This is a genomic window from Haemophilus parainfluenzae (assembly GCF_003253005.1).
Taxonomy (GTDB): domain Bacteria; phylum Pseudomonadota; class Gammaproteobacteria; order Enterobacterales; family Pasteurellaceae; genus Haemophilus_D; species Haemophilus_D parainfluenzae_M.
On the sequence record NZ_QEPZ01000001.1, the window covers coordinates 242,289 to 261,470 of the forward strand.

The 19,182-nt window shown below is 39.8% G+C and carries 15 protein-coding genes, 1 tRNA gene, 2 pseudogenes and 1 other annotated feature; of the genes and pseudogenes, 8 read left to right on the top strand and 10 right to left on the bottom strand.

All coding sequences use genetic code 11. From position 1 onward, the window contains the following. Nucleotides 1-361 precede the first annotated feature (361 nt). Nucleotides 362-2,128: an aspartate--tRNA ligase gene (gene aspS / locus DPV97_RS01250; RefSeq protein ID WP_070715274.1), complete on the bottom strand. Its 1,767-nt coding sequence runs from the start codon at nt 2,126-2,128 to the stop codon at nt 362-364. 184 nt (nt 2,129-2,312) lie between these two features. Between aspS and cmoA the strand changes: the two genes are divergently transcribed. The 5 genes from cmoA (at nt 2,313) to priC (ending at nt 6,625) form a co-directional block, all read left to right on the top strand. Beyond that, the gene (gene cmoA / locus DPV97_RS01255) at nt 2,313-3,038 is read left to right on the top strand and encodes a carboxy-S-adenosyl-L-methionine synthase CmoA (RefSeq protein ID WP_070715272.1); all 726 of its coding nucleotides are present in this window, start codon (nt 2,313-2,315) and stop codon (nt 3,036-3,038) included. A 95-nt stretch (nt 3,039-3,133) separates the two neighbouring features. Next, nucleotides 3,134-3,541 carry a lactoylglutathione lyase gene (gene gloA / locus DPV97_RS01260; protein ID WP_070715270.1) on the top strand — a complete coding sequence of 136 codons (408 nt, stop codon included), beginning with the start codon at nt 3,134-3,136 and terminating at the stop codon, nt 3,539-3,541. 74 nt (nt 3,542-3,615) lie between these two features. Next, nucleotides 3,616-4,305, top strand: a complete 690-nt coding sequence (gene rnt / locus DPV97_RS01265) for a ribonuclease T (RefSeq protein ID WP_070715268.1) — start codon at nt 3,616-3,618, stop codon at nt 4,303-4,305. A gap of 117 nt (nt 4,306-4,422) precedes the next feature. Next, nucleotides 4,423-4,549 (top strand) — a sequence feature (His leader region). A 102-nt stretch (nt 4,550-4,651) separates the two neighbouring features. Beyond that, complete coding sequence (locus tag DPV97_RS01270; RefSeq protein WP_070715266.1) at nt 4,652-6,004, top strand: Na+/H+ antiporter family protein; 1,353 nt, start codon at nt 4,652-4,654, stop codon at nt 6,002-6,004. A 39-nt stretch (nt 6,005-6,043) separates the two neighbouring features. Then, nucleotides 6,044-6,625: a primosomal replication protein PriC gene (gene priC, locus DPV97_RS01275; protein ID WP_070715265.1), complete on the top strand. Its 582-nt coding sequence runs from the start codon at nt 6,044-6,046 to the stop codon at nt 6,623-6,625. Nucleotides 6,626-6,692: 67 nt separating this feature from the next. Here the strand turns inward: priC and DPV97_RS01280 are convergent. From DPV97_RS01280 to rne, 3 genes and pseudogenes are all read right to left on the bottom strand, one after another. Then, a tRNA-Ser gene (locus DPV97_RS01280) sits at nt 6,693-6,782 on the bottom strand. 154 nt (nt 6,783-6,936) lie between these two features. Further along, a pseudogene (locus DPV97_RS09725) lies at nt 6,937-7,155 on the bottom strand (polyhydroxyalkanoate depolymerase); the annotation flags it as partial. 68 nt (nt 7,156-7,223) lie between these two features. Further along, a pseudogene (gene rne, locus DPV97_RS01285) lies at nt 7,224-9,741 on the bottom strand (ribonuclease E); the annotation flags it as partial. Between the two features lie 427 nt (nt 9,742-10,168). Here rne and rluC point away from each other — a divergent pair. From rluC to hflX, 3 genes are all read left to right on the top strand, one after another. Beyond that, nucleotides 10,169-11,149 carry a 23S rRNA pseudouridine(955/2504/2580) synthase RluC gene (gene rluC, locus DPV97_RS01290; RefSeq protein ID WP_070715260.1) on the top strand — a complete coding sequence of 327 codons (981 nt, stop codon included), beginning with the start codon at nt 10,169-10,171 and terminating at the stop codon, nt 11,147-11,149. 86 nt (nt 11,150-11,235) lie between these two features. Beyond that, nucleotides 11,236-11,517, top strand: a complete 282-nt coding sequence (gene hfq / locus DPV97_RS01295) for an RNA chaperone Hfq (RefSeq protein ID WP_070715258.1) — start codon at nt 11,236-11,238, stop codon at nt 11,515-11,517. Nucleotides 11,518-11,526: 9 nt separating this feature from the next. Beyond that, nucleotides 11,527-12,882 carry a ribosome rescue GTPase HflX gene (hflX, locus tag DPV97_RS01300; RefSeq protein ID WP_070715256.1) on the top strand — a complete coding sequence of 452 codons (1,356 nt, stop codon included), beginning with the start codon at nt 11,527-11,529 and terminating at the stop codon, nt 12,880-12,882. On the opposite strand, the gene DPV97_RS01305 is transcribed toward hflX, so the two are convergent. The 6 genes from DPV97_RS01305 to mepM form a co-directional block, all read right to left on the bottom strand. Beyond that, nucleotides 12,872-13,822 (bottom strand): sigma 54-interacting transcriptional regulator, encoded by a 951-nt coding sequence (locus tag DPV97_RS01305; RefSeq protein WP_005696712.1) that lies wholly within the window; start codon nt 13,820-13,822, stop codon nt 12,872-12,874. The genes hflX and DPV97_RS01305 overlap by 11 nt on opposite strands. A 120-nt stretch (nt 13,823-13,942) precedes the next feature. Further along, nucleotides 13,943-14,851, bottom strand: a complete 909-nt coding sequence (locus DPV97_RS01310; RefSeq protein WP_070715255.1) for a siderophore ABC transporter substrate-binding protein — start codon at nt 14,849-14,851, stop codon at nt 13,943-13,945. Between the two features lie 14 nt (nt 14,852-14,865). Next, entirely contained in the window at nt 14,866-15,627 is a 762-nt protein-coding gene (locus DPV97_RS01315) for an iron ABC transporter ATP-binding protein (protein WP_070715253.1), read from the bottom strand. Then, nucleotides 15,618-16,577 (bottom strand): iron chelate uptake ABC transporter family permease subunit, encoded by a 960-nt coding sequence (locus DPV97_RS01320; protein ID WP_070715250.1) that lies wholly within the window; start codon nt 16,575-16,577, stop codon nt 15,618-15,620. The genes DPV97_RS01315 and DPV97_RS01320 overlap by 10 nt, the downstream gene beginning before the upstream one ends. Beyond that, nucleotides 16,570-17,523 (bottom strand): ABC transporter permease, encoded by a 954-nt coding sequence (locus tag DPV97_RS01325; RefSeq protein WP_049370524.1) that lies wholly within the window; start codon nt 17,521-17,523, stop codon nt 16,570-16,572. Before DPV97_RS01325 ends, DPV97_RS01320 begins: the two co-directional genes overlap by 8 nt. Before the next feature lie 133 nt (nt 17,524-17,656). Next, nucleotides 17,657-19,132: a murein DD-endopeptidase MepM gene (gene mepM, locus DPV97_RS01330; RefSeq protein ID WP_070715249.1), complete on the bottom strand. Its 1,476-nt coding sequence runs from the start codon at nt 19,130-19,132 to the stop codon at nt 17,657-17,659. Nucleotides 19,133-19,182 lie beyond the last annotated feature (50 nt).

Sequence of the window (19,182 nt, forward strand, 5' to 3'; positions counted from 1 at the left end):
AGTTGAGTCAAGACCGTAAGCTAATCCAGCTCCACACAATATATAAAAGAGCTGATATTATAAATAAGATCCGACCACTATTTTGCCCTTCAAGCAATTTAATACCTGTAAGAAAAATTAATACACCTAGAACAAAATTTATTAGGTATAGTCTCAGAATCTGATCGAAACTTAAACTAAATGTTTCTTCAAATAATGAAAAAAGTAGGGAAAAGCAACCACTAGCTCCCCCCAGTATGGATAACCAAGCAATCACACTTACAGATATTGGGCGTTCCATTTTATACCTTGCAATAACACCTATAACTTAATAAACCAAAAAAATCGACCGTAAAACTACGGTCGATTTTAAAAACATAAACTACTCAGCTTTAGTCACTGCAATACTCAACTCCGCTAGCGCCTGCGGATTCGCGAAACTTGGCGCTTCAGTCATTAAACACGCTGCGGCTGTTGTTTTCGGGAATGCAATCACATCGCGAATATTTTCAGTGCCCGTTAAAAGCATGGTTAAACGGTCTAAACCAAATGCTAAACCTGCATGTGGCGGTGTACCGAATTTTAATGCATCTAATAAGAAACCAAATTTTTCACGTTGTTCTTGTTCATTGATACCAAGAATGCGGAAGACGGTTTGTTGCATTTTCGGGTCGAAAATACGGACAGAACCACCACCCACTTCATAGCCGTTGATCACCATATCGTAAGCATTTGCTACCGCATCGGTTGGATTCGCTTCTAATTGTTCTGGCGTAAAATCTTTTGGTGAAGTGAATGGGTGGTGCATTGCTGAAAGATTACCTTCATCGTCACGCTCAAACATTGGGAAATCAATCACCCAAAGCGGCTGCCATTCGTCCAAACGAGTTAAGCCAAGATCACGACCTAATCTCAAACGTAATGCGCCCATTGCATCAGTGGTGGTTTGCCATTTGTCTGCACCGAAGAATAAGATATCGCCAGTTTGCGCTTTCACACGTTCAGCTAACGCTTTCCATACCTCTTCATTTAAGAATTTCGCAATCGGGCTTTGTACGCCTTCAAGACCAGCATTAATGTCATTTACTTTCGCCCAAGCCAAACCTTTTGCACCGTAAATACCAACAAATTGTGTATATTCATCAATTTGTTTACGAGTGATTTCAGTACCATTTGGTACACGAATCACTGCCACACGGCCGTTTGGATTATTTGCAGGCTCATTAAATACTTTAAATTCAACATCTTTAACGATATCTGCCACATCGACTAATTCAAGCGGGTTACGCAAATCTGGTTTATCGGAACCAAAACGAGTCATCGCTTCTTGCCAGGTCATTTGTGGGAATTTACCTAAATCCACACCAATGATGTTTTGCCATAAACCGTGTACCATGCGTTCCATGATCTCACGTACTTCTGGCGCAGTTAAGAAAGAAGTTTCCACATCGATTTGAGTAAATTCAGGCTGACGATCTGCACGTAAATCTTCATCACGGAAACATTTCACAATTTGATAATAACGATCAAAACCAGACATCATTAAAAGCTGTTTGAAAAGCTGTGGTGATTGCGGTAATGCATAGAATTTGCCTTTATGTACACGACTTGGTACTAAATAGTCACGCGCACCTTCTGGCGTTGCTTTGGTAAGCATTGGGGTTTCGATATCAAGGAAACCATTATCATCCATAAAACGACGCACAAAGCTGGTGATTTTTGCACGGGTTTTCAAACGTTGCGCCATTTCCGGGCGACGCAAATCTAAATAACGATATTTTAAACGTTGTTCTTCTGTGTTGTTTTGGTTGAAGTCTAATGGTAAAACGTCAGAAGCGTTGTAGATGCGTAATTCTTTCGCCAATACTTCTACTTCGCCTGTCGCCATATTTTTATTAACTTGATTGTCAGGACGCGCGATCACTTCACCTTTAATTTGAATACAAAATTCATTACGTAAGCCTGAAGCTGCAGTTAACGCTTCTTGATATTTAGGATCAAAACAAACTTGCACGACACCATCGCGATCACGCATATCAATAAAAATTAAACCACCTAAATCGCGACGACGGTGAACCCAACCGCTTAATGTTACTTCTTGTCCAATATGGTTGCGGTTTAATGCACCGCAATAATGTGTACGCATCATTTCTATATTCCTTTCATTTTTCTAAAAATGGATTATTAACGCGTTGATTATACGGAAAAAGACATGCCTTTTAAATTGAAAAGCGAAATTTATTTGATCCTTTAAAAACTTTCACTAAAATGACCGCAGTTTTTTGCATTTTATCTAAATAAATGCCCTCTCAATACAACAACAGAATTCAATCATGATGAAAGATACAATTTTTGCCGCCCCGATCGAAAAACTGGGCGATTTTACTTTTGATGAAAGCGTGGCGGAAGTTTTCCCCGATATGATTCAACGCTCGATTCCTGGCTACTCCAACATTATCACCGCGATTGGTATGTTGGCTGAACGTTTTGTGACTGCTGACAGCCAAGTCTATGATTTAGGCTGTTCACGCGGTGCGGCAGCTCTTTCTATGCGACGCAATATAAAACAACCTAATGTGAAAATTATCGGTGTCGATAATTCTCTGCCAATGGTGGAACGCTGCCGTCAGCACGTTGCGGCTTATCATAGTAATGTACCCGTAGAAATTCTTTGCGATGATATTCGTCAAATTGAAATTAAGAACGCCTCAATGGTAGTACTCAACTTCACATTGCAATTTTTACCGCCAGAAGATCGTGTAGCCTTGCTCACCAAAATCTACCAAGGTTTAAAGCCAAACGGTGTGTTGGTGCTCTCTGAAAAATTCCGTTTTGAAGATGAAAAAGTGAATGAGTTGCTTATTGATCTCCACCACCAATTCAAACGTGCTAACGGTTACAGTGAGCTTGAAGTGAGCCAAAAACGCACTGCACTTGAAAATGTAATGCGTACTGACTCGATTAACATCCACAAAGAGCGGTTAAAAAACATCGGATTTTCACACGTAGAATTATGGTTCCAATGTTTTAATTTTGGCTCGATGATTGCAGTGAAATAAACCTAATCCTAGGAAGCAAGTTATATCTTGCAATATAAGCGACCAATTTCTATGTTATAATCGCCCACCAACCTAATAGAAAAGAGGAAAACAAGATGCAAATTTTACACACAATGCTTCGAGTAGGTGATTTGGACCGCTCTATTAAATTTTATCAAGATGTTTTAGGCATGCGTTTATTGCGTACGAGTGAAAACTCTGAGTATAAATATACGCTTGCTTTTTTAGGTTATGAAGATGGCGAAAGTGCCGCAGAAATTGAATTAACATACAATTGGGGCGTAGATAAATATGAACAAGGTACAGCATATGGACATATTGCTATCGGTGTTGATGATATTTATGCTATTTGTGAAGCCGTTCGTGCAAGTGGTGGTAAAGTGACTCGCGAACCAGGCCCAGTTAAAGGTGGTACAACCGTTATTGCTTTCGTTGAAGATCCAGATGGCTATAAAATTGAATTTATAGAAAATAAAAGCTCAAAATCTGGTCTAGGCAATTAATTAAAAGTGCGGTTGATTTTTTCGCTCTTTTATAACGCAGGGTTACCTGCGTTATTTATTTAAAAGGATACAATATGTCCAACTCTCAAGAAATCCCTTATCACCACCAATTAAAAAATCGTTTTCGCGGCTACTTTCCTGTCATTATTGACGTGGAAACAGCAGGGTTTGATGCAAAAAAAGATGCACTTTTAGAGCTTGCAGCTATCACCTTAAAAATGGATGAGAATGGCAATTTACAACCTGATCAAAAATGCCATTTTCATATTGAACCATTTGAGGGGGCGAATATTAATCCTGAATCACTCAAATTCAATGGGATTGATATTCATAATCCATTGCGTGGTGCCGTATCTGAATTAGATGCCATCACAGGGTTGTTCCAAATGGTGCGTCGTGGACAAAAAGATGCTGAATGTCAGCGCTCTATCATCGTGGCGCACAATGCGGCTTTTGACCAAAGTTTCGTGATGGCAGCTGCTGAACGTACGGGTGTAAAACGTAATCCATTCCACCCTTTTGGGATGTTTGATACCGCAACACTTGCCGGTTTTATGTTTGGGCAAACGGTGCTCGTCAAAGCATGCCAAGCGGCAAAAATTCCTTTTGATGGGAAACAAGCACACTCCGCACTATATGATACTGAACGTACGGCAGAATTATTTTGCTATATGGTCAATCATTTAAAAGATCTCGGTGGATTCCCTCATATTGCTCAAACCAATGAAACGGAAAAAACAGATGAAAATCAGACCGCAGTTTAATTTTCAAAATTTTTTAGAAAAAAGGCTTGCAATCGTTTTCGCTTTACCGTATTTTAAAAAGTAATTCAATTTAGTTATCTAAATAAGAGAGTTTCAAATGAACTTTATCCTTCGTCATCATCATCGCCATTCAACTGAATAATCTTTCAGGCTGTTGGCGTGCTTGGAAGATTTCTTCCGAGCTGACAAGATAAAGATCAAAAAATCTTACCCCTCGGAAGGCAACTTTCGAGGGGTTTTGTTTTATTATTAATTTACAGGAGTTTATTACTATGCGACATTTAACCTTAAATCAATTTTCTTTTATGCGACCGTCTCTTTTAACTAATCAATAAGGAACAACAATATGCTATCGAATCCCGTTGTTATTTCAATTGTCGTGCTACTGGCGTTAAGCCTGCTGCGCGTAAACGTGGTTATTGCACTTGTGATTTCCGCTCTGACTGCAGGCTTATGTGGTGACTTAGGTTTAGGAAAAACCATTGAAGCCTTTACAGGCGGCTTAGGTGGTGGTGCTGAAGTAGCCATGAACTATGCGATGCTCGGTGCATTTGCCATTGCGATTTCAAAATCCGGTATCACTGATTTGCTTGCCTACAAAATTATTACCCGAATGAACAAAACACCAACCGGTAAAAATTTAGCCTGGTTTAAATATATGCTGCTTGGCATTTTGCTTTTATTCGCCATTTCATCCCAAAACTTACTCCCAGTACACATTGCGTTTATCCCGATTGTAGTGCCGCCTTTACTTTCTATTTTTAACCGTTTAAAAATCGATCGTCGTGCAGTGGCTTGTATTATTACCTTTGGTTTAACCGCAACTTATATGATCTTGCCTGTCGGTTTCGGGAAAATCTTTATCGAAAGCGTTTTAGTAAAAAATATCAATCTTGCTGGTGCACCACTCGGTTTACAAACCAGTGTAGGTGAAGTTTCTTTTGCTATGCTTATCCCTGTGATTGGTATGATTCTTGGTTTACTCACTGCTGTATTTGTTACCTATCGCAAACCGCGCGAGTATGTGGTGACGACTGCAGAACCAACTACAGCTGAAATTGAACAACACATTGCGAATATTAAACCTATTCAAATTACCGCAAGTGCGATCGCCATTGTCGCCACTTTTGCCACCCAGCTTTTCACAAGCTCTACAATTATTGGTGGTTTAGTCGGTTTAGTCATTTTCGGGGCATTCGGTATCTTCAAACCCAAAGAAAGTAACGACATTTTCCAACAAGGTTTACGTTTAATGGCGATGATTGGCTTTGTTATGATTGCTGCCTCTGGTTTCGCTAATGTGATTAATACCACAAGCGGTGTGAAAGAGTTAGTTGATGCACTTTCAACTGGTGCGATTCAAAGCAAAGGCGTTGCGGCATTCTTAATGTTGCTCGTTGGGTTATTGATTACCATGGGTATTGGTTCTTCTTTCTCAACTGTACCAATTATCACCTCAATTTATGTACCACTTTGTCTTTCTTTTGGTTTTTCACCACTTGCGACAGTAGCTATCGTAGGTGTAGCAGCGGCATTAGGAGATGCGGGTTCACCGGCTTCTGACTCAACACTTGGTCCAACATCCGGTTTGAATATGGATGGCAAACACGACCACATTTGGGATTCTGTTGTGCCAACCTTTATTCACTACAATATCCCACTATTAGTATTCGGCTGGATTGCAGCCATGACCCTTTAATCGTTATAATCCCTGCATTCATTATGCGGGGATTTTTTTATGTCTATTCAATCATTACTCAATACGCTCGAACAAAAAGTACAGCAACTGACACAAGCCTATCAAGCTGACTCTGATAAAAAAATCAACGCGAAATTTAACCGCACTTTATTTACTGAAGATTTTGAAACCGTCGGTTTTTATCTCAAAGAAATCCAACAAAGCTTAACTAAGCTATGTAAAATTCCTCATCAAAATGAAGAACAAATTGTATTTATGGTAGAACATCTTTTAGGGCAATGTAGCGCCTTAACGGAAGCCATGAATCGTAAGTATAAAAAGCCCATTCAACCGAAAATAGCAGAGCCACAAGTTGCAAGTAATAAATCACAACATAGCATTCATCGTCTCCCTCCTAGAGAGCGTCTAGAAAAGTATTATGAAGCCTTGCAGCAACTCACGGAAAAATACGAAGAAGCCAAAGCACAAGCTAATACGGCTCAAAAAGATATTCAGCGAGATATGCATAAGCAAACAGCCGCAATTTATTTAACGCGCCGTCAAAAATGTTTAGAAGCGATTGAGACCTTAGAAGAATACCTTGCCTTTAAAGAGCTCCAAGAAAGTGCGGTCAAAAAATAAGATATTTTTAATAGACTGAAAAGTAAAAATCCCTAAATCTTTCGACTTAGGGATTTTTTGAATTTGATGGCGGAGGAAGTGAGATTCGAACTCACGGAGGGCGTAAACCCTCGCCGGTTTTCAAGACCGGTGCCTTCAACCACTCGACCATTCCTCCGTGATTTAAGCGAGGTGAATAATACGTTTTTTCCCCCACTCCGTCAAGCAAGAAAATAAAAAAACTATCTGACTGACTACTTTTAAATCACTATGTTTTAAAAATACACAAAATAAAAACGGAACCTACTGGTTCCGTCTTTATTATTGAGATATTACTCTGCTTTTGCTTGTGTCGCTTCAGAATAAATATGGCTAATTGCACTATGATGGCCTGCGGCGCCTTTACCGTTAAAGTAATAACGAGACTCCTTCCATTCCACAATTGGGAATGGTTTAGATTCTTCATCTGGTGCTTTCGCTAGTGTCATAGCTGCTTTTGTATGCGGCACGGCTGAAATAGTACCTGCACGACCTGTGAACACATAAGAACGAGCAAGCTCAGTTTTTTCTTGTGATTCAACTTCTGCCGTTGCAACTTGAGCAACTGGTTCTGATTTATGATGCAAGCGTTCTAATGACTCTTGCACTTTCTGTTGAACCGCTTCATTTGCCGGTTGAGTAATGAAATCTAACGCAGGTTGTGCTTCAACTGATTTTTCTTCCACGACAATACCAGTTGCCGGGGTGATCACACCTTTTTTCGTTTTCTCTTGCTCAAGCAACTCATCCACAGATAAGAAATTATTTTCTTTCGGTGCATTCACTGCAGAATAATCGATACATACTTTACCGCTTGCTAATTCTGGTGAAGCAACTGCCGCAAATAATGGCATTGGTGACTTCACTTCATTACGACGACGGCGTTGATTATTCGATGTACGTAAATGACGTGGAGTACGACGTTGACGTTCTTGACGTGGTTTATCTTCTGTATTATCAACCGTGTTATTTTCAACCACCTCATTTTTAATCACAGGAACTTCAACGGCCTCAATAACATTCTCGTTGATGTTATTTGTATTATCCTCAATACGAACACGTTTACGTAAATCACGACGTTGACGACGCTCTGCTACCGGTTTCTCTGTTTTTTCTTCTTGACGATTATCATCAGAAACATTAGCAAAATTAACCGCACTTTCAGATGTCACTTCTTCATTCGCGTTACGACGATTGCGACGATTATTTACACGCTCGCGAGTTGGACGCGCATTTTCTTCATCTGTATTTTTCGCATTATCGTTGTTTTCGTTATTGCGAGAACGACGAGTATTACGACGTTCTTGATTACGACGATTATTACGGTTGTTGTTACGATTGTTGCGGTTATTTTGGTTTTTCTCTTCTTCTTTTGGTTCAGAAGCAAATAAACCTTTAATTGCGGCAACAATTTTTGCAAACAATGACGGTTCTTCCGATTTACGCTCAACTGGTGCTGGTGCAGCCGTTGGGATCGATAGAGATACTGCTGCGCTTTCCATCACTTGCTCAGAGGTCACAGCTGCCGTTTCGATATTGCGAGAAACTAGAGACTCTTCTGGTACAAATGTATCGTCTTGAGCATCATGGAATTTCGCTAAGTTATAGCTTAATTCGTTAAGCTCTTCGCCTTCACGAACACGGAATACACTGAAATGTGGCGTTTCCATTGCTTCATTTGGCACCACGATAATATCAACATCATGGCGTTTTTCGATGCTATGAACGGCTTTACGTTTTTCGTTAAGTAAGTAAGACGCAATTTGTACAGGCACGATAGTGTGTACTTGTTTGGTATTTTCTTTTAACGCTTCTTCTTCGATTAAACGTAAGATAGAAAGTGATAAGCTTTCGTTATCACGTACTTTACCCGTACCTTGACAGCGTGGGCAAACATGGTGAGAAGATTCACCTAATGACGGACTTAAACGCTGACGCGACATTTCCAACAAACCGAAGCGAGAAATACGGCTGATTTGAATACGCGCACGGTCTTGACGCACGGCATCACGGATACGATTTTCTACTTCACGTTGGTGACGAACAGGTGTCATATCGATGAAATCGATAACGACTAACCCACCTAAGTCACGTAAACGTAATTGACGAGCAATTTCATCTGCCGCTTCAAGGTTGGTATTTAATGCCGTTTCTTCAATATCACCACCACGAGTTGAACGCGCTGAGTTGATATCGATCGCTGTTAACGCTTCTGTCACATCAATGACAATCGAACCACCAGAAGGTAAGCGTACTTCACGTTGGAAAGCTGATTCAATTTGTGACTCAATTTGATAGTGGCTAAATAAAGGCACTTCACCTTGATACAGTTTCACACGATTGATGAAATCTGGACGTACTAATTTGATGTGCGCTTTTGCTTTTTCAAATACTTTCGGGCTATCAATTAAGATCTCACCGATATCACGACGCAAGTAATCACGGATCGCACGAACGATCACATCACTTTCTTGATGAATTAAAAATGGTGCCGGACGGCTTTGTGAAGCTTGTTTGATCGCTTCCCAATGATGTAAAAGTACTTTCAAGTCCCATTGTAATTCTTCTGGTGATTTACCCACACCCGCTGTACGCACGATAAGGCCAACGCCTTCTGGTACATCTAAAGAACTCAATGCTTCTTTTAATTCGATACGTTCATCGCCTTCAATACGGCGAGAGATACCACCTGCACGCGGATTGTTTGGCATAATCACCAAATAACTACCAGCAAGGGAAACAAAAGTGGTTAAGGCTGCGCCTTTATTGCCGCGTTCTTCCTTGTTCACCTGAACGATCACTTCTTGACCTTCGGTCAAAATATCACGGATATTTGGACGACCTTGGAACACATAATCAGCAGGGAAATACTCACGGGCAATTTCTTTTAAAGGAAGGAAGCCATGGCGCTCTGCACCATAATCCACAAAGGCTGCCTCTAAACTCGGCTCTACGCGAGTGATTTTCCCTTTGTAAATATTCGCTTTTTTCTGTTCATGACCCGGACTTTCAATATCCAAGTCGAATAAACGCTGGCCATCGACCAACGCAACGCGCAACTCTTCTTTTTGAGTCGCATTGATTAACATTCTTTTCATTGTCAATTTCTCGTTTTGAATTATCTAAAATACCTTGAAAATTAACCGCACTTTACAGATTTACTGACCTTAGCCATCGACCTCGTGTTTCTCGCGAACAGTCAATCTCACGACTGTGTGTTGCTGGGTGCATTGATAGCATACTCAATTGTTATCTAAGACAATTTTCGTAAAACAATGCGGTGTGTTAATTACGCATTGCAAGGAAGCGTTAATCTTCAAGAAAAATATGTTGATTATCAATGTCTTATGCCATTCGCCGCATTGAGTTTTGACCAACATACAAAATCGCTTTCTAAATGCCAAATTTTAGGCGCAGAAAGACGCTCTATTATCCACATTCGGGGCTAAATTAGCAAGGCATTCTTGCTATTATCACCAGGGATATTGTGATATGATTCAGCCCAATTTTTAAAGGACAGATTCAATGACTGAAAAACAAGAAAAAATCATCAATCAATCCGTCAAAATGCTCACGATTTCTGAGGATGAAGCAGGACAACGCATTGATAATTATTTATTGGCAAAATTAAAAGGTGTGCCAAAAAGTTTGATTTATCGCATTCTGCGTAAAGGTGAAGTACGTGTGAACAAAGGGCGAATCAAACCTGAATATAAATTGCAAAATGGTGATGTGGTGCGTGTGCCACCTGTTCGTGTTTCTGAAAAAAATACTGCCCCAATTTCTAAAAACTTGAATAAAGTTGCTTCCCTTGAAAGCCATATTATTTTTGAAGATGACTGTTTATTAGTATTGAATAAACCTTCCGGCATTGCGGTTCATGGCGGGAGTGGTTTGAATTTTGGCGTGATTGAAGCCTTGCGTGCATTACGTCCTGAAGCACGCTTTTTAGAATTGGTTCATCGCTTAGACAGAGATACATCGGGCATTTTATTGGTGGCGAAGAAACGCTCTGCCTTACGCAACTTACACGAACAACTTCGTGTTAAAACAGTACAAAAAGATTATCTCGCGCTCGTGCGTGGACAATGGCAATCTCATGTAAAAGTTGTACAAGCGCCTTTATTGAAAAATGAACTTGCTAGTGGTGAACGCATCGTCAAAGTCAGTGAACAAGGCAAACCTTCAGAAACGCGATTTGCCATCGAAGAACGCTATCAAAATGCGACCTTAGTAAAAGCGTCGCCTGTAACGGGAAGAACCCATCAGATCCGAGTTCATACTCAATATGCAGGTCACCCAATCGCGCTGGATGATAAATACGGTGATAAAGAATTCGATAAATATATGCAAGATCTCGGGCTCAATCGTTTGTTTTTACATGCATTTTCTATTCGCTTTGAACACCCTAAAACAGGCGAAACATTACGTTTCAATGCACAATTAGATAAAGAAATGAAAACAATTCTGAAAAAACTGCGTGAAAGCAAAGAGATAAACCCATAGACAAGAAAAATGTTTATTGCTATATTTGGCGATGGAGACAACTCGTTTCTATCATTAATTAACATATAACAACAAAGGATAGCAAAATGGCAAAAGGACAATCATTACAAGATCCTTATTTGAATGCGTTACGCCGTGAACGTATTCCTGTTTCGATTTATCTCGTTAATGGGATTAAATTACAGGGTCAAATCGAATCATTCGACCAATTCGTGATTTTATTAAAAAACACTGTTAATCAAATGGTGTACAAACACGCTATTTCAACTGTGGTTCCAGCACGTTCTGTTTCTCACCACAATAATAACGGCCATCATGCAGCACAAACTTCTGACGCTGCAACAGAAGTAGAAACACAAGCAGAATAATTCTGTTCAATGAATGATTTCATCAATTTAAGTGCGGTTGAAAATTCACCTGAAATTTCAACCGCACTTTCGTCATCTAAAACAGGCGACAATAGCCAATCGGCGAAAGATAAAGCTATCGTCGTGCATGTATTCTTTTCTCAAAATAAAAACATTGAAGATCTGCAAGAATTCCAACTTTTAGCAGAATCTGCCAATGTTGAGATTTTACAAATCATCACCACGAGCCGAGCGACACCTCAAGCGAAATATTTTATCGGTGAAGGGAAAGCACAAGAAATTGCTGATGCAGTGAGAGCCTTAGATGCCGATGTCGTTTTGGTGAATCATCAATTAACCCCTGCTCAGACCCGTAATTTAGAAAGCATCTGCCAATGTCGTGTAGTGGATCGCACTGGGGTGATTTTAGATATCTTTGCTCAACGAGCCCGATCGCACGAAGGGAAATTACAAGTTGAATTAGCTCAGCTTAAGCATTTATCCACTCGATTAGTTCGTCGAAAAACAGGCTTAGATCAGCAAAAAGGTGCGGTTGGATTACGTGGCCCTGGCGAAACGCAGTTAGAAACGGATCGCCGTTTAATCAAGGTTCGTATCGCACAGTTGCAAAATCGTTTGGCGAAAGTCGAAAAACAACGCAATCAAAATCGCCAAACCCGACAAAAAGCGGATATTCCGACCATTTCCTTAGTAGGCTACACCAATGCAGGGAAATCGACACTCTTCAATTTCATCACGCAAGCCAATGTCTATGCGGCAGATCAGCTTTTTGCCACCCTCGATCCCACATTAAGACGTTTGCAAATTCAAGATGTTGGCACAGCGATTCTCGCCGATACCGTTGGTTTCGTTCGCCAACTTCCCCATGATTTAGTTTCCGCGTTTAAATCTACGTTGCAAGAAACGGTTGAAGCTAGTTTGTTATTGCACGTCATTGATGCAGCAGACGCTCGAAAGATCGAAAATATTGAAGCTGTGAATTTAGTGTTGGAAGAAATTAATGCTGATAAAGTACCAGCTTTGCTTGTGTATAACAAAATTGATTTATTGGAAAATGTGGCGCCTCATATTGAATATGATGACGAGAATAAACCCGTTGCCGTTTATCTTTCAGCACATTCAGGTGAAGGATTAGATCTGCTACTTGAAGCTATTAAAGTGCGGTTGAAAAACGAGATACTTTCTTTCACCCTCACACTGCTCCCACAAGAGGGCAAAATCCGCCATGCGCTCTATCAATTAGATAGCATTCGTCACGAGCAAATTTCAGATGGAGGTGAATTTATCCTCAATGTACAAATTGATAAAGTCGAATGGCTCAAACTTTGTAAACAATTCCCTAAACTGTCAGAAATTATTTACTAATACCGTATTGTTTTAATTTATTGGCAATCGCCGTGTGTGATACGCCTAATCGTTGTGCCAATTTTCGCGTACTTGGATACTGAGCATAAAACGCGCGCAATACACTCGCCTCATATTGTCCCATGATTTCATCTAGCGTTTGCTCACCAAAATCATCTGCAGAAATGACCGCACTTTGTACAGGTTTTAAATTTAAACTTTCAATATCAAGCTGGTTATTCTTTGCTAAGGAACAGGCACGATACAAGACATTGTAAAGCTCTCGCACATTACCTTGCCAAGGCTGACCTTTCAAATAATTTAGAAAATCAGCATCATATTGCGGCATTGAAATCTTAAGCTGTGTGCTGATTTCTTGTAAAAAACTGTCTGTTAAAGGCTGAATGTCCTCCACTCGCTCACGCAATGGTGGCACATTTAGTGCTAAAACATTTAAGCGATGGAATAAATCACTGCGTAATTTCCCTTGTTCTAACAGTTTTTCCATCGGTTCTTGTGAAGTACAAATCACTCGAACATTTGCATGATGTTCTTTTTCTTCCCCCACTCGACGGAAAGAACCATCCGTTAAAAAACGCAATAATTTTGCCTGTAAACTTAATGAAAGCTCAGCAATGCCATCCAGTAACACCGTACCTTCATTAGCATATTCAAAAAAACCGATGGTTTCACTGTCACCCACTTTACGCCCAAACATTTCACTTTCCGCATCTTCATCTGGCAAGCCCGCACAGTTTACTGCAATGAATTTTTTCTCACGACGCAAGCTCGCAAAATGGCAAGCTTTTGCTAATAAGTCTTTACCCGTGCCCGTTTCACCTTGAATTAAAAGTGGTACATCAAACATCGCAAAACGTTGTGCATTTTCGACCGCACTTTTCATGGAAAAGCTTTGAGTGACAAAGCAAGAGAAAGGATCTTGTGGATTAAATGTCAGCATAAAATAAGCTCGATTTTATTGAATGATGCCGATATGATAGGGAGTTTATTGATATGTGTAAAGATTAATTTACATATAAAAAGGGCAATCCTTGACTGCCCTTTTAGATGATTTTTCGTATTATTTTTTCACTGCACGATCAAGTTCTTGTGCGATGATTTCCATGCTTTCTAAACCACCAAACGCAAGATACCAATTCGCTGCATCAAGATACACAATGTGTCCATCTTTATACGCTTTGGTTTGTTTGATGATATCGTTATCCAACACTTTTTGTGCATTGTTGGCTTTTTCTGTAATCGCCGCAGTACGATCCACGACAAGTAAAAAGTCTGGATTTTTTTCTAAGATATATTCAAAACCAACACTTTGGCCGTGCGTAGACGATTTAATGCTGTCATCAATCGGTTTAAAACCAAATTTTTGATAGACCATACCATAACGAGAACCATCACCAAAGGCACTGATTTTACTTTCATTAACCAACACCAATAAGGCTGTTTTGTCTTTCGCATCTTTGGCGACTTGGTCAACCTTACTTTCTAATGCTGAAAGTTTTTCTTTCGCAACATTTTCTTTACCAAAGATCTGACCAAGTGCGGTCACATTTTGTTGAAAACTCGGGTAGTAATTGTTGTAGTCATTTTCAACATTAAATACTGGCGCAATTTCTTTAAATTTGTCGATCATTTTTTCTTGACGTTTAGACGCGATGATCAAATCCGGATTGAGTTCGTTAATTTGCTCCAATGATTGTTCTTTCAAATCACCGACATTCTTATATTTTTTGTCTGCAAATTCTGAAAGATAGTTTGGAATTTTTCCACTTTGTGGGAAGCCCACGATTTTATCTTGCACACCTAATGCATGAAGTGTGTCTGCGGCACCAAAATCAAGCACAATAACTCGCTGTGGATTTTGTGGAACAACCTGTTTTCCAGCAGCATTTTCAACGGTAATATCTGCAGCTTGTGCAATACCGGCAAATGCAAAGAGTGAAAGTGCTAAAGTTGATAATGTTTTTTTCATGAAGATTTCCTTATTTATCTAAAATAAACGGCAATTTTATGGTCATCGATATCCTGAATAGGTATCGTCATATCGTAAATATCTTGTAGCACGGGTGATTGCATAATGTGGTTAACTTCCCCTTGGTGTACCAATTTTCCATTTTTCATGGCAACAATGTAGTCTGAGTAACAAGAGGCAAAATTAATATCGTGAATCACAATTACCACGGTTTTGTTGAGTTCTGTCGCTAATTTGCGCAAAACTTGCATGATCTGCACTGAATGTTTCATATCCAGATTATTTAATGGCTCATCCAACAAAATATAATCCGTATCTTGTGCCAGTGTCATCGCAATATAAGCGCGTTGTCGCTGACCACCACTTAAGTTATCGATATATTGATGACGAATATCATCTAAATTCATATAGGCAATAGCATTATCAATAAAAGTGCGGTCAGTTTGGGTTAAGTTTCCTTTGCAATAAGGAAAACGCCCAAAGGCGACTAAATCTTCAATGGTTAGACGCAAATTAATGTTGTTAGTTTGCTTTAAAATCGCAAGTTGTTTCGCAATATCGCTACTTTTCTTGCGATTGAGCAATTCACCGTTGAGATAGATCTCGCCGCTATCCGCATTCAACAAACGGCTCATAATAGACAGCACAGTACTCTTCCCCGCGCCATTCGGCCCGATAAAAGACGTAATTTTCCCCGTAGGAATGGTGACGGACACATTATCCACCACCTTTTTGCTTCCGTAACTTTTAGTAATATTGCGAATTTCTATTGCCATTTTTTGTTTGCTCTTAATAACAAATAAATAAAGTACACGCCACCGACAAAATTAACGATGATGCTTAATGTCGTGCGGAACGTAAAAATATGCGTCACCAATAATTGCCCTAAAACCAAGGTAATGATGGAAATTAACATCGCGGCAGGAATGAGGACTTTGTGACGATAATCACGAACAAATTCAAAGGTCACGTTCATTACCAATAACCCGAGGAACGTAAGTGGGCCAACAAGTGCAGTCGACACTGACGTTAAAATTGCCACGAGAATTAATAGGACTTTTAAGGTCTTTTGATAATCAATACCTAAGTTAATGGCATTTTCTCGCCCTAACGCCAACACATCAAAGCAATGCCAATATCTCAGACTGAAAACAATCGTCGCCACTAAAATGGCTAATGCCACCCACAAGATTTGTGTATTGATTCGGTTGAAACTTGCGAAGCCAATATCTTGTGCGATCTGGAATTCATTTGGATCAATCAACACTTCCATAAACGTCGTTAAGCTGCCAAAGAAGGTGCCGAAAATAATCCCAACAAGCAATAAGAAGAAAATATTTTGGTTTTCTTTCTTAAACAGGAAGTGATAAAGCGCTAATGAAAACGCCATCATTAATCCCGTGCACAATACAAACAAGGCAATTGAATTCATGGAAAGCAATGTGCTTGAACCAAAAAGGAAGATAATCGTCGTTTGAATCAGTAAATACAGTGAATCTAACCCTAAAATACTCGGGGTGAGAATCCGGTTATTCACGACCGTTTGGAAAATCATCGTAGCGAGTGCACTTGCCGCGCCTGTAATCACAATCGCAATTAAGGATAAGGCGCGATTTTCCAAGGCATATTGCCAACGGTTCGGTAAGTTGTAGCCTAAATAGAGTGCAAGAGAAACAATGGCTAACAACGACAATATAATCAGTTGAGAAGAAGATTTCTTAGCCATTTCTATACCGCTTTAATAATAAAAATAAGAAGACACTACTACCGAATACACCAACCACGGCATTAATGGAAATCTCATAAGGATAAATCACACTTCGACCTAAAATATCGCAGAATAAAACAAATACCGCACCTAACAAAGCGGTATGAGATAACACTTTCTTCAAGTTATCCCCTAAATAAAGCGTGACGATATTTGGAATAATTAGCCCCAAGAAAGGGATCACGCCAACAGACACGATAATAATCGAAGACACTACCGCCACAATGAGCAGACCGAGATAAAGGACCTGGTTGTAATTTAGACCTAGATTAACCGCAAAATCTTTCCCCATCCCGACAATAGAAAAACGATGGGCAAATAAATAAGCCACGATGAGTGTAGGAATACTGAAATACAACAATTCATAACGGCCTGACATCACAAGAGAAAAGTCCCCTTGTAGCCACCCGGATAAGTTTTGCAATAGATCTTCTTTATAAGCGATAAAGGCAGTAATTGAACTGATGATATTACCAAACATAATCCCCACTAAGGGCACAAAAATCGTGTCCTTGAATTTCAAACGGGACAGAATCGTCATAAATAATAATGTGCCAAGGAAAGACACGATGACCGCAATGGCGGTTTTTAACAACATTGAAGCTGTTGGGAAAAATAGCATCGCCATTAAAATCCCTAATCTTGCACTATCCATGGTGCCCGCTGTGGTAGGGGAAACAAATCGGTTTCGGCTGAGTTGCTGCATCACCAAGCCACAAATACTTAAAGAGGCACCCGCAATCAAAATACTGATTAAACGCGGCACACGACTGATGAAAAAAATCTGCCACTGATTACCTTCAAAATTCAGTAATCCTTGCAGATTAATAGTACTTACCCCGAGAAAAAGTGAAACAAAGGAAAGCACGATCAAAAGAAAAATCAGATAACGTCGCTTAATCATAAAAATGAGAATAATTCTAAAATGCAAAAAGAATAGCATATTGAAGGAAAAGAGAAAAGATGAAGTGCGGTCAGTTTTCGGCTAATTTTTAGGCGTATAAAAAATGCGGTCAAATTTGACCGCACTTTATTCACTATAATTTTAACGTTATTTCCACTTCTTTTGCACGGATTAAGAATTGTTTACGTTCTGCTGTTGCCATTCCGCTACTGGTACCCGGTAATTTCACTGTAAGCGGGTTTACTGCACGATCATTTATATGGAATTCATAGTGTAAATGAGGCCCCGTTGAGATACCTGTATTTCCTGTTAATGCAATACGCTCCCCTTTCTTCACCATTTGCCCCGCTCTGACTAAAGCTCGGCTTAAATGCATATAAACAGTTTGATATTCCCGACCATGACGTATCACTACATAACGTCCTGCACCACCTGCTTGATAAGCCACTTTTTCCACCAAGCCTTCTGCTGGTGCAATAACTGGTGTGCCTGGTGCCACGGCAAAGTCTACCCCTTTATGTGGGCGAACACGTCCCGTTACCGGATGGCGGCGATTTGGGTTAAATGGGGAAGAAATACGCGCTTGACGTTGCAATGGATAACGTGCAAAGCCTTTACCAAGGGTTTCCCCTTGCTTATCGTAGTAACGACCATTGGCCGCTTGAATACCGTAATAACTCTTACCATCCGCCATAATATGAATGGCTTCAACGTTACCTTGACCGGTTAATTTATCACCTAAATATTCACGTGATACTAAAATCGCAAATTTGGTGCCTTTACTAAGTTTTTGAAGGCTTACCTGCCACTGTAACGCAGAGCTTAACTGGCTGATTTGACGTCCATCCAAACCTAAATCACGTAAACTCGATGCAAAGGATCCGTTAATCGTACCTTTTAACACCTCTTTCTTCCAAATGCTTTTCTTCTCTAAAATTTGGCGTTTAAACTTACCGTTTTCAGTCCGTTCATAAATACGTTCTTCTTTTTCAGATACCAACCAATTTAAATATTCTAGTTGATCTTCTTTATCTAAAATCCAATAGAACTGTTGACCTGCGCGAAGTGTTTTTAATTCAGGATAAGCAGTAATCAAATTCTTTGCGGTATCATCTTCCAACCCTGAAAGCTCTAATACATCCTTTAATGAATCACCACGCACTACGGTATGGCTAAATTGATCGGTAATACGCAGAGCCTGATCAGCCACATCTAAAATACCACTCAACACATCTTGAGCATCTTTTGGTAAATCATTGAGATCGTCAAACTGAGGTTTGATTTCATCCACTTCATCATCTTTCGCTTGAAGATCATCATCATAAGAAGTTGCATCTTCCTTATTCGCATTCAGCTTAGTCTCTGGATGTTCGCCTGCTTGAGCTTGCGACTTGTCTGATTCCGTTTTTTCAGATGTAAGAGATTGATATTGAACGTTATCCACCATCTCTGGTTCAAGATTGCTTTGCAGAGAAGGATCATAATCAGCAGTGTCTTTAAAGGCGAGGAAAATGCCAGTTAAAATAAGCAAAAGTGCAGCAAAAAAAATCACCGCTTTTATGCGGGATTTTCGTTTCCGTCGTTCTCTGGCTAATTTAACGTGTTGCAAAATTGATACCTTTAAAATGAGTAAAAAACTTTTCGCTTTTCAGACTACAA